This window comes from Kiloniella laminariae DSM 19542 (assembly GCF_000374005.1).
Lineage (GTDB): Bacteria > Pseudomonadota > Alphaproteobacteria > Kiloniellales > Kiloniellaceae > Kiloniella > Kiloniella laminariae.
Map to the genome: position 1 here is coordinate 88,301 of NZ_KB893166.1, position 15,666 is coordinate 103,966.

Consider the following 15,666-nt stretch of genomic DNA (forward strand, 5'->3'; position numbering starts at 1 on the left):
TTCTTTCAGGCTCACCAGAATTATTAATCCGAAATAATATCATTCAGAGCAATCCCCATGTCCGACACAGAATCTCCCCAACAATCCCTTTGGTATCGCTTCGTCTTCAGTTGCCTGGGTGCCTGTAACACGGCTTTTCTCTTTCTGCTAACCACCTATGGTTCTGACCTGTTCAGTGGCACAGCGATCCAGGCAATCAGCTATTTTTTGCTGCTTGGCACCGGACTGTGTTTTCTCTGCCTGGAACGGGACAGCTGGAAAGGCGATACAGTTTTTTGCCTTTCTGTCGGCCTTGTCGCTGCGATCCTCACCTTACCCGGAAGTCTCCTCTGGAAAGATGACGCAATACCGGCAAGTTATCAAATGGCGCTGGTCCTGAGTATAGCTGTGCTTTTTGTCATCCCTCCTGTGTTCTATCAGGCAGCCCGTCAAAACGGTTATACAAAAGCAAGGGATATATTGTTCCCCCAATACAGGTCGCTTTTTGAGAATGCCTGGTCCAACAAGCTTCTGCTTTTTTTTGCCGGATTGTTTCTCGGAACAGCCTGGGCGGTCCTTGGCCTCTGCGGAGAACTGTTTGAGCTTATCGGCATTGATTTTTTCAGTGATCTGTTCACCAGTGAACCTTTTGCCTATATTTTCAGTGGCCTGACGTTTGGTCTAGGCGTTTCGCTTGCGCGTGAGAGGCCAAAGATCATTCAATCCCTGTTACAGATTGTACTGACCCTGTTCCGTTTTTTGACCCCTCTGCTTGGGCTGGTCGCACTCCTTTTCATCATTACACTGGCTGTTATGGGACCGGAAAAGCTTTGGGCCACGGGTCATGCGACCCAACTGCTGCTCACCCTGCTCTTCCTTTTTATCCTTTTTGAGAATGCGGTTATTCAATCGGGTGAAGATAATCAGGCTTTCCCCGGACCTGTGCAGTGGTTCGTTATGGCAGTAAACGTTATTCTTCCGGCCTTCGCCCTGCTCGCACTCTATGCAATCTGGTTGCGTGTGGGGCAGTATGGCTGGACGCCAGAGCGTTTCTATATGGCCGTGATTGCTGTCGTCGGCCTGATCTACGCCATCAGCTATGCTGTTGCAGTTTTAACCCGATGGAAAAACTGGACCAGCCATGTAATCAGGGCCAATCCTGTTATTGCCATACTCGTTCTCGTATTTGCAATTGCCATACACCTGCCCCCCTTTGAACCCTACAAACTCTCGCTCAAAGACCAGCTTTCCCGGCTGGAAGACGGCCGGATCAAACCGGCTGACTTTGATTTTTCCTATCTCCGTTTCAGACTTGGTGACGCCGGACAAAAGGCGCTGGAAAACATCGAGAGCAACAGAGTACTGATGGCTGATCCAGTGATCGCCAGCCGGATCGAGCAGACCAGGAAACAAACCTATTACCAGGCAGCCGCAGACCGGGATGCCCCAGACTATTTAAAGCTGGGGAACTTTGTTGACTACCTGGCGCTATATCCTTCAAACATTGACGTTCCTGACGATGTAAGAAAAGCTTTTGTCGAGAATTATCAATGGGTTTTATCCTCCTGTTATCAGGAGCAGCAACCAGAGGCCCGCTGTGTTCTGCTTAATCTGGATCTCAACAACGATACCCAAAAGGAATTTCTGCTGATTTCACAATACAACGCCGCCTATTCGCTCATGCGCCAACCTGACGGCAGCTGGAAAACAGGGCCGCAGCTGACAGCCGGATACAGCGATGGATCATTCAAAGAGTTGCAATCAGCCCTGGAGCGAGGGGATTTCCATCTGACAGCGCCCGTGATCCAGAATCTGACAATCGGCCAACAACTATTCCAGGTAGAATTCCCCTATATACTTCAGTAACAATCAGGACCTGAGGATTTAACCAGCGGACTTAACCAGCATTGGCGGCCCGGTTATGGGCGCGCCAGCTCTGGGCTTCGATAAAGACCTTGCGCACATCCGGACGGGCTGTCCGGATCTGCTTTTCCATCCGCGAAATCGTATCTTCAACGTTTTCAGAGGAAACCCCGTCTTTGAAGTCAAGCGAGAGCGTCACCAGAATATCCATGGGCCCGTTTTGCAACGACAGGATTTCATTGGTTTTCAAAACATCACTTTGTTGTGCAATGATCCGGCGTATCGCAGTATCTACTTCCGGATCAGCCCCTTCACCGATCAGAAGGCCCTTGGTTTCGTATGCCAGCACCCAGGCAATGGCAGCCAGCAGTAGACCGATGAGTACAGAAGCCGCACCATCAAGTTCGGGTATGTCGAGCCACAGCCCCAGAGCAAGCCCAAGGGTTGCAACAATCAGGCCGAGCATTGCCGCGGAATCTTCCAGCAGAACCGCAAAAATTGAGGGGTCTTTACTCGCGGCAACAGCCGCAAAATATTTACCGTCTTTCACAGAGGTTCTGAATTCACGAAAGGCGATAACCCAGGCTGCTCCCTCAAAAACCATGGCGGCACCCAGCACGATAAAGTTGACCATGGGATTTTCAATCGGCTCAGGGTTAAAGATTTTGTGGATGCCTTCATAAATCGACACCCCTGATCCCACTGCAAAAATCAGCAGGGCCACAACAAAAGCCCAGAAATACAGCTCGCGACCATAACCATAGGGATGACGCGCATCGGGGGATCTCTTTGATCGATGCAAGCCATAAAGCAGCAGGCCCTGGTTCCCCGTATCAACTGCAGAATGGATCGCCTCCGAGAACATGGCCGAGCTTCCGGTATAGGCTGCAGCCCCTGCCTTGGTAATGGCAATCAGGAAATTCCCGGCCAAAGCGGCAAAAATTACAACCCGTGACGAATGACCTGCCATACTTGCTTCTCCCGTTCGCGGTGAGGAACGCAACTTATTCTGTTGCTGTTCTTTTTCAAAAGAAGCGACATAATAGGCGACATCCGGGAAGGTTCAATCCTCTTCTTGCAACCGCCAACCGTCTGTCGAGTTTTCATGACCCGTTTTTTCAGATTTATCACCCGTGCATTCCTCTCTCTCTTCTGTCTGCTGCTGCTCGTATCACTTGGCGCCTATCTCTGGTTACGCAGCTCTCTGCCCCAGATGTCAGGGGAAATTTCCCTCCAGAACATGCAAGAACCAGCCGTGATTTCACGTGATCAGGATGGCCTGACCACGATCCGGGCGAGAAATGAATCCGATGCCTTCAAAGCGCTAGGCTTTGCCCATGCTCAGGACCGTTTATGGCAAATGGATTTCATGCGCCGTGCAGGGGCTGGGCGTCTATCGGAAGTCAGTGGCCAAGCAACGCTCGAGATTGATCGCTTTATGCGCACTCTGGGTCTCTACCAACTGGCAGAAGCGAACTATCAGCAACTTTCCCCAGCAACAAAAACGATTTTCGAAGCCTACAGCGATGGCGTCAATGCCTACATCAGCCAACACCGGGGCATACTGCCCCCGGAGTTTCTGCTTCTGGAATATGAGCCTGAGCCCTGGCACCCTGTTGATTCCCTTGTCTGGGGACGCCTCATGGCCCTGCAGCTGTCCGACAATTTCAATCGAGAACTTTTGCGCCAAAGGCTGTTTGTAAAGATGCCCTCTTCCGAGATAGACCAGCTATGGCCCGGAGATCCTGCAGATCCCGGCATCATTATTCCGGAAAAATCATCACAAAATCAGGAAAAGCAAGAGCTGAACAAGGTCGCCGTCGGAGAAATCCCCCTTCCCTGGCCCCTTGCGCCGAAGGATGCTTCCAATGCCTGGGTTATCTCTGCTGAGCGCAGCACCACAGGCGGAGCGATCCTGGCAAATGATCCTCACCTTGCGCTTGATGCACCTGGCCCCTGGTACCTCGCCCGTATCGAAACGCCCGACTTTATCTGGGCCGGGGCAACCGCCCCCGGTGTTCCCCTAATGGTGCTCGGACACAATGGTCATATTGCCTGGGGCTTTACGACAACCCACGGCGATACCCAGGATCTGTTTATTGAGCAGGTCGCACAGGATGATCCGGAAAAATATCTCACGCCCAAAGGATATAAAGTATTCGACAGCCGCATCGAGACCATCAAAATAAAAGGGCAACCGGATCATAAACTGGCTGTCCGCCAGAGCCGACATGGACCGATCATATCCCCGGTTCTTCGACAAACTACCGCCACAGGCTCAGCCCCTCTTGCTCTTTCCTGGACGGCACTGCGCGAGGATGACAAGACGGCAGAAGCTCTTTTCAACATCAATCGCGCCCACAGCTGGCAGGAGTTTGAAGCGGCTCTTGTGGACTTTCATTCCCCCCAGCAAACACTCGTGATGGCAGATACATCCGGAAACATCGCTCTCGCGGCTGCGGGGCGTGTGCCCCTGCGCCGGGATGGTGACGGCAGATATCCTGCATTCGGTGCCACGGATCTTTATGACTGGACAGGGTTTGTTCCCGATAGCGCCAGACCCCAATCAGTCAATCCGTCAAACGGGAAACTGGTCACAGCCAACAACCGTCTGGTTGGTCCGAACTATCCCTATCTGATCACGCAGGACTGGCCAAATTCATACCGTGCCCGACGTATTCATCAATTAATCGATGCCAAGGAAAAGCTCTCTCTTGAAGATAATATCGCCATTCAGATGGATACCCTCTCCCTCGCCGCCCAGGAACTATTACCCCTGTTGCTCGTTATCGAGACGACAGATCCGAAAGAGCTGAGAATTCTCGAAAAACTGGCTCAGTGGGATGGGGACATGAAGCCGGATATCAACGAGCCCGTATTATTGCACCGCTGGATCTACTGGCTGAACCGGGCTGCTTTTGGCCAGTTGCCCAGTGATTCCGAGTCCTTTCAGTCGCCGGATATCCTCCGCTTGACCAGATTGCTCCAGACTCGTCCGGAAAATTGGTGCCAATACGGAGAAAAATTTTCAACTGGACCAACCATTGAACCTGATTGCAAGAACCAGTTGGCTGGCAGTTTGAAACAGCTGGCCCTCGAAATTCCCAATCCGGATCTGGTCCAGAATTGGGGCGAAAGCCATAAAGTTCACTTTGAACATCCCATATACGACAGAATTCCCGTCTTGGACCGCCTCTTTCGTCTGGAGGTCGCAACAGCCGGGTCACATGACACAATCAACCGGGGAAGCCCCTCGCTGCGCGAGAGCCAGAATCTGGCCTTTCCCAACGTTCACGGGCCTTCTTTTCGGGCAGTTTATGACTTGACCAACCTTGATAATTCAAGCTTCCTGTTAGCTACCGGGCAGTCAGGGAATCCTCTCTCAGGCTTTTATGGTAACTTCCTGTCGCGTTGGCGAGACGGGATTTACGTAAAGCTTGATGGCAGTCAAAAACAACATACCGGAGACCATCTGGTCCTGATCCCGAAAGAATGAGACAAAACAATAACACCAATTAAGAAACGGGATTGATAGGGTGACAGTAACAATCGACGAGATCCGCAAAGCAGCGGGCGAGATCCACGGGGAAGTGGTCAGAACACCTTTTGTACATGCCAAACGCCTTTCTGACATTCTGGGCTGCGAGCTTTATCTCAAGCTGGAGAGCCAGCAGTACAGCGGCTCTTTCAAGGATCGTGGTGCGCTTTATCGCATCAAGAACCTGACCCCAGAACAACGGAAAAAAGGTGTGATTGCCATGTCTGCGGGCAATCATGCACAAGGGGTTGCCCTGCATGCAAAGCGCCTGGGTATTCCGGCCACAATTGTCATGCCGGAAACTGCGCCTTTTAGCAAAATTGAACGTACCCGGGCACTGGGAGCCAAAGTTATTCTTTCCGGTGAAACCCTGGATGATTCCCGCAAGGTTGTGGACGAAATTGTCGCCCGCGATGGTACAATCTTCATTCATCCCTATGACGATGAATTTGTTATTGCCGGGCAGGGCACCATCGGCTTGGAAATGCTGGAAGATCAGCCAGATCTGGACGCCATTGTTGTTCCTATTGGCGGCGGCGGGATTCTCTCCGGAATCTCCATTGCCAGCCAGTCGCTCAAGCCGGGGATCAAGCTTTATGGTGTTGAAGCCAATCTTTTCCCCTCCATGTCCCAGGCACTGAAGCATCAACCTGCTACTTCAGGCGGTTCAACCATGGCCGACGGCATCGCGGTCAAAGAACCCGGCAAACTCACGCGTGAGATCATTGATCAGCGGGTCGAGGAAATCTTTCTCGTCGATGAAAGCCAGATCGAGACCGCCATCCTCACACTGGTGGAAGAACAGAAAGTTGTCTCTGAAGGTGCCGGGGCAACGGGCGTCGCCGCCATCATTGCCAATGCAGAAAAGTTCAAGGGCATGAAAATTGCCACGGTTATCTGTGGTGGCAATATTGACGCCCGAATGTTGTCCGGATTGTTGATGCGCGGCCTCATGCGTGACAACCGCCTGGTCCGCATTCGTACCGAGATGGTTGACCAGCCCGGACTGCTGGCCAAGATATCCCGTATCATCGGCCAGACCCGTGGCAACATTATCGATGTGATGCATCAGCGCCATTATTACGACGTACCTGCCAAGATGGTCGAGATCGACTTCATTGTCGAAACCCGGGATCAGGAGCATGTCGATGAAATCATCACGAAGCTTGGAGACGAGAGTATCAAGACCCGTATACTCTCAAGCCGCTCCACCGATTAAGCTCTGAAGACCTGATAACGCAGAGAGAAAATGATATCTCCCTGCGTTATCAGTCTGTTGTCCGACGATACAATTAATCACCAATTCCAAAATACAACTGGAAACTGCTGTTCGACTTGCTCATACTTCCCGACAGAAATGAACAGGGAAGCCATCAACATGAATGAGAAGTTGTCCAAATCCAACCGTCTGTCCTTTGCGACGCGAACCATTCATGCCGGGCAATATCCCGATCCGAGTACTGGTGCAATCATGCAGCCGATCTATGCCACTTCGACCTATGTCCAGGATGGGCTGGGTGTCAACAAGGGCTACATGTACAGCCGGACGGAGAACCCGACGCGGCAGGCTTATGAGCGGTGCATCGCGGATCTGGAAAGTGGTTCGATCGGCCTGGCCTTTGCCTCAGGTCTGGCAGCAATCAGTACGGTTCTCGACCTCCTTGATAGCGGCGACCATGTCATTGCCATGCAAGATCTCTATGGCGGCACGCATCGTCTTTTCCGCGATGTCCGCCCCCGCTCAGCCGGGTTGAAGTTTGACTTTGTTGACCTGTCAAACCTCGAATCTCTCAAGGCGGCGATCCGTCCCGAAACCAAACTGATCTGGCTCGAAACCCCGACAAACCCCTTGTTACAACTGGTTGATCTTGAAGCCATTGCTGCACTTGCCAGAAGCAAGGGTATTCTTACCTGTTGCGACAACACTTTTTCCTCTCCATGGGTTCAGCGCCCTCTGGAGCTTGGAATTGATATGGTGATGCATTCGGCGACTAAATACCTCAATGGGCACTCGGATATGATTGGGGGTATTCTCGTTGTTGGCAATAACGAAGAACTCGGGGAGCGGGTCAAATATCTGCAAAATGCCCTCGGTGCCATTCAGGGCCCCTTTGATGCCTTTCTGGCGCTAAGAGGTCTGAAAACCCTTGCCCTTAGAATGGAACGCCATTGTGACAATGCCCTGAAGCTCGCAGGCTATCTGGAACAACACGACAAAATCGAAACGACACTCTACCCTGGCCTGCCTTCCCATCCCCAATATGAACTTTGCCAACGACAGATGAAAGCGGGGGGTGGCATCATTACTTTCAAGGTAAAAGGAGGGCTGAATGAGGCCAAACGGGTGCTTGAACGCGTGGAGATTTTTGCTTTGGCAGTCAGCCTTGGCGGTGTTGAAAGTCTGATTGAACATCCTGCAAGCATGACCCACGCAGCCGTTCCTCCCGAACATCGCGCGCAGATCGGCATCACTGACAATCTGATCCGCCTCTCCGTTGGTGTTGAAGAGGCTGATGATCTTATCGAAGATCTGCGGCAGGCACTGGATTAGGCCAGGAACCGTCGTTTCCTCATTGTGCAGGAATCACAAACGGGCTTTATTCAATTTCAACGCCGCGATACTTGCCTTTGAAATAAAGCAGCGGGTTACCTTCTGCGCCCAATAACAGCTGCTCAACCTTGCCTACAACAATAATATGATCCCCCGCATCAAATCGGGCATGCATGGAACAGTCAAGATTGGCCAGACAGCCCGCGAGAATTGGCACCCCTGTCTGCAAAGTGGTTGTTTTTACACCATCCCAGCGCTCTTCAGCAAAAGCAAAGCGGTTTGATATATCCTGCTGTTTGTCGGACAGCACGTTGATCGCAAAGGCGTCCCCCTCTTCAAAAGCGGGCAGGCAGTTGGACCGCTTGTCGATACAAAAGAGCACAAGCGGGGGTTCAAGCGAGACCGAAGAGAAGGAGTTTGCGGTTAAACCATGGGGAATTCCTTCCTTGTCACGGGTCGTGACAACGGTAACCCCCGTAGCAAAACTGCCCAACGCTTTACGAAACTCAACTGTATCAAAAGCCATTACGAAACTGTTGTCCCAAGAGAATTTAATTATTTATCGGCTTATTTTAACCGCACACTACAAAGAAACCGGGGCAGAAAACAACCCAATCTTTCTTTTACACGACAAATATAACCACTTGGTCGTAAGCAATTCCTTATCGCAATCAAATGAACAGCTCTCTTGCGCTTTAAGATGAAACTGGATAGAGCTGATCCGGGCTCCTTATTATCTTTGAAAGCACTGCTATGACACGACTACAGGCCAATTTTCTAATGCTGATAGCGGCTGCAATCTGGGGCTCTACATTTGTGGTCCAGCAACTTGCCATGGAAACAATGGGGCCAATGACTTTTACGGCGGCCCGCTTTTTCCTTGGTACACTGGTTGTGCTCCCTCTGGCCTGGCGGGAACTGAAAAAGCGAAAATCCGTAGCGCAGGATACCGCACGTTATCATCTTACCCCATTTGACTGGGCAATGATGGTCGGCATTGGTGTTGTTCTTTGTATCGGGACAGTTGTCCAGCAAATCGGTATTATTCACACCACAGTGACAAATGCCGGTTTTCTGACTGCGCTCTATGTGCCGCTAGTGCCCCTTCTCGGCCTGATTTTCTTTCGCAAGCGCCCACATTGGGTAACCTGGTTTGCGATCGCCTGCTCCCTGACCGGGACATTCCTGATCAGTGGCATGGATTCAAGCTTCAGTCTCGGCTACGGCGATGCACTGGTCGTCAGCTCGTCTGTTTTTTGGGGATTACATGTTCTTCTGGTTGGCGTTCTTGCCGCCAAAACAACCATGCCTCTGACACTGGCAGCCGTCCAGTTCGCTGTCTGTGCTTTCCTTGCAACGCTCGGGGGCATGCTTACAGAAACTGTTTCCATCGCAGCTCTCTTATCAACCTTCTGGTCAATTGCCTACGCCGGAGCAGTTTCTGTCGGTTTGGCTTTTACCCTCCAGGTGGTTGGGCAGAGCTATACCCAGCCAGCTGATGCGGCCCTTATTCTCAGCATGGAAACAGTCTTTGCTGCTTTGGCCGGCGCTCTTTTTTTACAAGAACGGATTGGGAGCACTGAAGCCATCGGCTGTGCATTGATCCTTAGCGCTATTCTTATGGTAGAAATCATCCCGCAACTCCTGCGTCGAAAGCTTCGGTTTTCATAACCCCTAAGATAAACGCCCTCTTCCGAACAGAGGTCGTGCAACCATTAACGACAAACGGGATCTACAGGCTGCTGTCTTTTCTTTCCCCTGTTTTTACAGATGATTACCACTTGTTAACCTTATTCACTGAAGATGCAGAAATAGAATAATTCAACGGGAATCGATCTTCGGTCATGACAGTTATTTTAGGCATCGTCATCGTTATCGCTTGTGTAATTGGCGGCTATATGGCGGGCGGTGGGCATCTGGGTGTGCTCTGGCAACCCTTCGAGTTTGTTATTATTCTCGGCGCCGGGATCGGTGCAACAATTTGTGCCAACACCAAAGCGACCTTGAAAGCGATTGGTGGTGCCTTTGGCCGCATGGTCAAGGGACCTGCCTACAGCAAGGCAGATTATCTCGAACTGCTGTGCCTGCAATACCAGGTGTTTAAACTGGCAAAAACCAAAGGCATGCTGGCTCTTGAACAGCATGTAGAAAACCCTGGTGAATCCACGCTCTTTGCACAGTTCCCCAAATTTCATGGTGATCATCATGCCGTGGATTTTGTCTGTGATTACCTCCGACTCATGAGCCTTGGAGCCGACAAACCCCATGAAATCGAAAGCCTGATGGACCAGGAACTCGAGGTTCATCATTTGGAAGAAGCCAACGTTTCTAGCGCCCTCGCTGGATTAGGGGATGGGCTGCCAGCCCTCGGGATCGTCGCAGCCGTTCTTGGGGTGATTCATACCATGGGATCTATCAGTGAACCTCCTGAAATTCTTGGAAAGCTGATTGGCGCGGCTCTGGTGGGTACCTTTTCCGGGATTCTTGCATCCTATGGCTTTGTTGCTCCAATGGCTTCTGCATTTACCCGAGTTGCCGAAGAAGATACCCGCTATTACGAATGCTTGAAGGCAGGAATTCTGGCTCATATGGCAGGAAATGCACCGACAGTATCCGTAGAATATGCCAGAAAGACCCTGATGTCTCATGTGCGGCCCAGCTTCTATGAAGTTGAAGAAGCTGCAAATGGTTTGCCACAGCCGGGCTAAAAACATCTTATTTCCGTCTAACTTCTCAACAATACTCTTAGCAATCAAATAAAGCCGGAAAGACAGGATGGCCGAAGAAGGACAAGGCGAAATCATTATCAAAAAGGTCAAGAAGGGCGGCCATGGTGGACACCATGGCGGGGCCTGGAAAGTGGCCTATGCTGATTTCGTGACCGCAATGATGGCTTTTTTCCTGCTTTTATGGCTGCTCAACGCGACTACAGAAGAGCAAAAGCTGGGCATTGCAGACTATTTTGCCCCCTCTTCAAATATCTCAAAATCTACCAGTGGCTCAGACGGACTTTTGGGTGGCCAGTCAATTTCCAAAGATGGCGCTCTGGTTTCTCAATTCTCCAGCGTGGGCGTCCAGATGCAACTGCCCCCGGAAGAGGAAAGCGAGCAAACAGATCCCGATGCTGAAAAAGACCCTCTTAAAGGAGAAGGCGCAGCAGATGATGAGCAACTTGAAGAATTTAGACGGGAACAGGAACGCAAACAGTTTGAAGAAACAGCCATTGCTCTGAAAACGGCCATTGCCCAAAACCCCGACCTTTCAGGCCTGGAAGACAACCTTCTGATAGACCAGACCCCGGAAGGCCTGCGTATTCAATTGGTGGATCAGCACGGGACATCCATGTTCCCGAGCGGTAGCTCGAATATGCTGGGACATACCGAAAAACTCCTCAAGCTCGTGGCTGATGCAGTCAAGGATATTGATCAGCAAATCGCCATCAAGGGGCACACCGATGCAACGCCCTATAGTACCGCTAATGGTTATACAAACTGGGAACTCTCAGCGGACCGCGCTAACGCCAGCCGCCGAGCTTTGATCAACGCCGGCTTTAAAGCTGAACGTGTTGCCTCAGTCGAAGGGCTCGCCGCAACAGAACCACTCGACCCCGAACACCCAAATGCAGAGGTCAACCGAAGAATCTCCATTATCCTGTTAAAAGACCTGCAGGAAGCCCCGGCCAGCAAACCTAAAAATTCAGGTAGAACGCTTGAAGTCGATAACCTTTCTGCATCACCCAATTAGAGTTTCAAAGCGAGACAACTGCACCGAAAAATTCTTTCTGGATCTTGCATATCTCTTTTGTGATACCTATGTCAGCCTTATGAAAGAACTTCCGTCACTCAGCTTGAAAGCCTCTGAGAGGCAAATCACCCTCACTGTTCGCCCGAGCGATGTGGAAGGTGTTCCCCTGAAGCGGGCTCTCGCTTATCTTATTGATTTTTGCTTTCTCGCTGTTCTGGGGGTCGCAGCCTTTGTTGCCGGGATGATTATCAACATCATCTCCCTCTGGCTGCTCTCGCCTTTGGTCGCCATAGCTCTGGCTTTGCTCCCCCTGGCCTATCACAGTTATTTCCTGTCCCAAAAAGGTGCCACGCCCGGAATGAAAATCATGGATATCAGGATGGTGACACTTGAAGGCAAGAAACCATCGTTGCTTCATGCCGCAATAACCACCGTAATTTTCTATGTCACGGTTCCTGTTACCAGTTTTCTGATCCTGCTGGTTATCCTTTTCAATGATGAACAACGGACATTGCACGACATTTTGACAGGGACAATCGTGATTCGAGAACAGGCCGTTTTCGAAAACCTGCATTAAGAAATTCTCAATGTGGGATTATAAGCATTTGTGTCTCAAGACTTTCCCTCACTCTTTTGAGAATAAAACATCCCGACAGCCATAATTTTGCCTCAAGCCCCTCTTATTCAATGAACAAGTTTTTCGTCTGGTCATTGACAGGGATACCCGTTAAAAACGGACGGTAATCATTAACGCCCAATTTCAAAGAAACCTCATCATGCAATGCGATCTGATCGGAACACGCTGGCAACCCAGAAACCTGGTTTTGTCTTTTGGCCTCGCAATCCTAATCGGCCTTTCTTATATCTGGGAACCAACCAGCGAACTCTGGCGCGCGATCAGCACTGATTTTTTCTATATCGTAAATGGCAGTCTAAGCTGGGGCGAAACCTGGCAGACTATCTGGGCCGCAACCAACACACCACTTTCTGACAAACTCAACGGTCTCGTCATGGCGATTCCCTGTCTCTGGTATGTCACCTGTGACCGCAGCCGTCCGCTCAATCTCCGTCTCGCACATATGCTTGTCATGGGTATCGCCATTGTGGTTGGCGTTTATTTTGCTAAACATGCCTTCAGAGAATATGAATCCCTCAGTCCTTCCCTGGTTCTTACCCCCTTTAATGACCTGACACAGCTTGTTCCCTGGCTACCGTCGAAGGTCAGCGCAGATGATAGCTTTCCGGGAAATCATGCTGTTGTTGCAGGAATTTACGGGTTCTTCTTTGCCATTGCCATTGGCCGAAAATACTTCTGGCTTGCTCTGCCGATTGCCCTGATGGGCGGGACAGCCCGTGCGGTTGCCGGAGCCCATTGGCTTTCGGACCTGTTCGTCGGTGGCGCGATCCATATTCTCCCGCTTCTGGCTCTCGCCTTTGCAACACCAGCCATCCGCTGGACACAAAATTTCCTTGATACTCTGGCCGATGTCCTGCTCTTGAATCTTCCAAGCGGGCTGACAAAACCTTTTGTCAAACTGGTCCAAAAAATAAGCTGATTGCGACAGATCAATGGAGGAGTCCTTGATACAATAAGGGCTCCTCTTCTTGAACAGCCTTCACAGAACCTCTAGACTTCTTTATTCCGGTAACAAACGGACCTGATCAATAAAGCCCACCTGGCAAACAAGAAAACTGACAATATATGGTATTTACCAGGCCACAGCTTTTTTTCACTACGCCTCCCTCTCCCTGCCCTTACAAGGAGGGCGAACTCGAACAAAAGCTTGTCACCGAGATCACCGGTGACGAGGCGGTACAGCAATACAACCTCATGATCCGAGCTGGCTTTAGGCGCAGCCATAATTTTCTCTACCGCCCACATTATGAACGTCCGGATTATTGCCTGTCTGTCAGAATACGTGTCACAGATTTTAACCTGCGCAAATCACAACGCCGGATCTGGAACCGGAATGCTGGTATCATTCTCTCCCAGACTAGAGCCATAGCAACTGAAGAACAGTTTGCTCTGTTTAAAGAGTACGTCACCAATCGTCATGGCGATGGCGACATGAAAGATATGAACTGGAACGATTATAGAGATATGGTCGAATGCAGCTTTGTCGATACAGAAATAATCGAATATCGTACAAAGGATGACGAGTTACTTGCCGCTTGCCTTGTCGATTGGGTTCATGATGGTGTTTCAGCAGTTTACAGCTTTTTTAAAACCACAGAGCCTGATCTCGGCCTGGGCAGCTATATCATCCTGTCTCTCGTCGATTTGGCCCGTCAGCAGAAGCTGCCTTTTGTCTACCTGGGATACTGGATCAAAGAATCTCCCAAAATGGCATATAAATCAAAATTCCAGCCGCTAGAATCCTTCAAAGCCGGGAACTGGCAGGAAATATAAATCCTGTTAATCGCATGGAAGATGCTCAGGATACTTCAGCATAAAATTATCATGAAATGACCTGATTCCTTCTAGGTTTTTTGATTTTCCGGTTCTGGAATCTCTGAAGTTTTCCTGGCACAAACTTGTCGAGAGTAGCGCCTGTTACGCTTGTTTCGCATCTGTCAAAAATACCTTTTGGCCAATAATCAAAATGTATAAACAGCGAATCCATAGAAAATAAAAATAATCATCAAAAAAAATCTACACAAACATAATTATTACAAATAGATAACACCGCTCTTTTACAAGAAAGATTTTTCGATTAAATGGGAAAAATTTTTTACACTCCATTGCAAAATACTCAATCTGAGCTACCATTTGGATAACAAAATACATCCTAAGATAACGTTTTTCACAACGATCACCCATAATGATATCAATGAAAACATTGAATAAAATGGGAAATAATCACTTATTATCGCACAACCTGGGGGCGGGGGTATGAGAGACAACACCGATAACATCGCGATTTCCGTTCGCGGGGTGAGCAAAATATTTGACGAAGGAGTTAATGCTTTTGTTGCCCTGGATAATGTCTCTCTTGATATCGGCTCCAATGAGTTCTTTACCCTGCTTGGCCCCTCCGGCTGTGGCAAGACAACATTGCTCCGTCTGATTGCAGGCTTTGAACAACCCAGCCAGGGACAAATTCTTTTAAACGGAGAAAATCTTGAGCAACTGCCCCCCTTCAAGCGGCCTGTGAATACAGTTTTCCAGAATTACGCTCTTTTTCCCCACATGACGATTGCTCAAAACATTGCTTTTGGACTGGAAATGCTGGGACGCCCTCGCCAGGAAATCAATTCGACCGTCGATGAAATGCTTGAACTGGTGCAGATGAAAGCTCTGGCTGATCGCCGCATCACCCAGATCTCGGGCGGGCAACAGCAACGTGTAGCCCTTGCCAGAGCCCTTGCCCCGAAACCCAAAGTACTCCTTCTTGACGAACCCCTCTCTGCACTGGACCTGCAGCTGCGCAAGGATATGCAGATCGAGCTGAAACGGCTGCAACTCGAAACCGGGATCACTTTTATCTTTGTCACACATGACCAGGAAGAGGCCCTGACCATGTCTGACAGAATTGCCGTCATGCAAGGTGGGCACATTCTCCAGATTGGTTCTCCTCGTGATATCTATGAGCACCCACAGCACCGCTTTGTCGCCGGTTTTATCGGCGAAATAAATCTCCTGAGAGCAACAACAGGAAAAGCGACCCCCGAAGGACTTGAGCTCCGGTTGGGTGAAATGCGTGGTCTTGAAGCAAAAGCAAAGAAGCAGGTTTCCTCTGGCGCAAAGCTAACTCTGGCCATCAGACCCGAACGTATTTTGCTGGCTGGCCAAGACAAAGAACCCCTCACGGGCAAACTGACCAATGTCGTCTATCATGGAACAGACACACTCTACCATTTCGACCTCCCCGACGGTCAGGCCATGCGGGCCAGACGACAGAATAGTGACAAAACCGGTCCCGAATGGAAAATCGGAGATACCATCAGCTGGTCAGCAAAACCAGATTCCATAGCTGTTCTGGAGGACTGA

General features: G+C 50.2%; 13 protein-coding genes. 11 read left to right on the plus strand and 2 right to left on the minus strand.

Translation table 11 applies throughout. The annotated features are described in order from the left end of the window. Nucleotides 1-57: 57 nt before the first annotated feature. Nucleotides 58-1,845 (plus strand): DUF4153 domain-containing protein, encoded by a 1,788-nt coding sequence (locus B152_RS0115460; protein WP_020593335.1) that lies wholly within the window; start codon nt 58-60, stop codon nt 1,843-1,845. Nucleotides 1,846-1,876: 31 nt separating this feature from the next. On the opposite strand, the gene B152_RS0115465 is transcribed toward B152_RS0115460, so the two are convergent. Further along, nucleotides 1,877-2,812, minus strand: coding sequence for a cation diffusion facilitator family transporter (locus tag B152_RS0115465; protein WP_020593336.1), 936 nt, complete (start codon nt 2,810-2,812; stop codon nt 1,877-1,879). Between the two features lie 135 nt (nt 2,813-2,947). On the opposite strand from B152_RS0115465, the gene B152_RS24035 reads away from it, so the two are divergent. The 3 genes from B152_RS24035 (at nt 2,948) to B152_RS0115480 (ending at nt 7,931) form a co-directional block, all read left to right on the plus strand. After that, a complete protein-coding gene (locus B152_RS24035) occupies nt 2,948-5,338 on the plus strand; it encodes a penicillin acylase family protein (RefSeq protein ID WP_157231118.1) in 2,391 nt (796 codons plus the stop codon). A 40-nt stretch (nt 5,339-5,378) separates the two neighbouring features. Beyond that, nucleotides 5,379-6,599: a threonine ammonia-lyase gene (locus B152_RS0115475; protein ID WP_020593338.1), complete on the plus strand. Its 1,221-nt coding sequence runs from the start codon at nt 5,379-5,381 to the stop codon at nt 6,597-6,599. 159 nt (nt 6,600-6,758) lie between these two features. Further along, nucleotides 6,759-7,931 carry a trans-sulfuration enzyme family protein gene (locus B152_RS0115480; RefSeq protein ID WP_020593339.1) on the plus strand — a complete coding sequence of 391 codons (1,173 nt, stop codon included), beginning with the start codon at nt 6,759-6,761 and terminating at the stop codon, nt 7,929-7,931. Between the two features lie 46 nt (nt 7,932-7,977). On the opposite strand, the gene B152_RS0115485 is transcribed toward B152_RS0115480, so the two are convergent. After that, on the minus strand, nt 7,978-8,457 hold the full coding sequence (locus tag B152_RS0115485; protein ID WP_020593340.1) for a flavin reductase family protein: 480 nt from the start codon (nt 8,455-8,457) through the stop codon (nt 7,978-7,980). Nucleotides 8,458-8,684: 227 nt separating this feature from the next. On the opposite strand from B152_RS0115485, the gene B152_RS0115490 reads away from it, so the two are divergent. The 7 genes from B152_RS0115490 to B152_RS0115520 all read left to right on the plus strand — a co-directional run bounded on the left by B152_RS0115490 (nt 8,685) and on the right by B152_RS0115520 (nt 15,666). Then, complete coding sequence (locus B152_RS0115490) at nt 8,685-9,602, plus strand: DMT family transporter (protein ID WP_026261608.1); 918 nt, start codon at nt 8,685-8,687, stop codon at nt 9,600-9,602. A 173-nt stretch (nt 9,603-9,775) separates the two neighbouring features. After that, nucleotides 9,776-10,639: a flagellar motor stator protein MotA gene (gene motA, locus B152_RS0115495; RefSeq protein WP_020593342.1), complete on the plus strand. Its 864-nt coding sequence runs from the start codon at nt 9,776-9,778 to the stop codon at nt 10,637-10,639. 67 nt (nt 10,640-10,706) lie between these two features. Then, entirely contained in the window at nt 10,707-11,675 is a 969-nt protein-coding gene (gene motB / locus B152_RS24040) for a flagellar motor protein MotB (protein WP_020593343.1), read from the plus strand. 79 nt (nt 11,676-11,754) lie between these two features. After that, nucleotides 11,755-12,252, plus strand: a complete 498-nt coding sequence (locus B152_RS24045; protein ID WP_157231119.1) for an RDD family protein — start codon at nt 11,755-11,757, stop codon at nt 12,250-12,252. Between the two features lie 199 nt (nt 12,253-12,451). Further along, entirely contained in the window at nt 12,452-13,231 is a 780-nt protein-coding gene (locus B152_RS0115510; RefSeq protein WP_020593345.1) for a phosphatase PAP2 family protein, read from the plus strand. Nucleotides 13,232-13,377: 146 nt separating this feature from the next. After that, entirely contained in the window at nt 13,378-14,085 is a 708-nt protein-coding gene (locus tag B152_RS0115515) for an arginyltransferase (protein ID WP_020593346.1), read from the plus strand. A gap of 483 nt (nt 14,086-14,568) precedes the next feature. Then, on the plus strand, nt 14,569-15,666 hold the full coding sequence (locus B152_RS0115520) for an ABC transporter ATP-binding protein (RefSeq protein WP_020593347.1): 1,098 nt from the start codon (nt 14,569-14,571) through the stop codon (nt 15,664-15,666).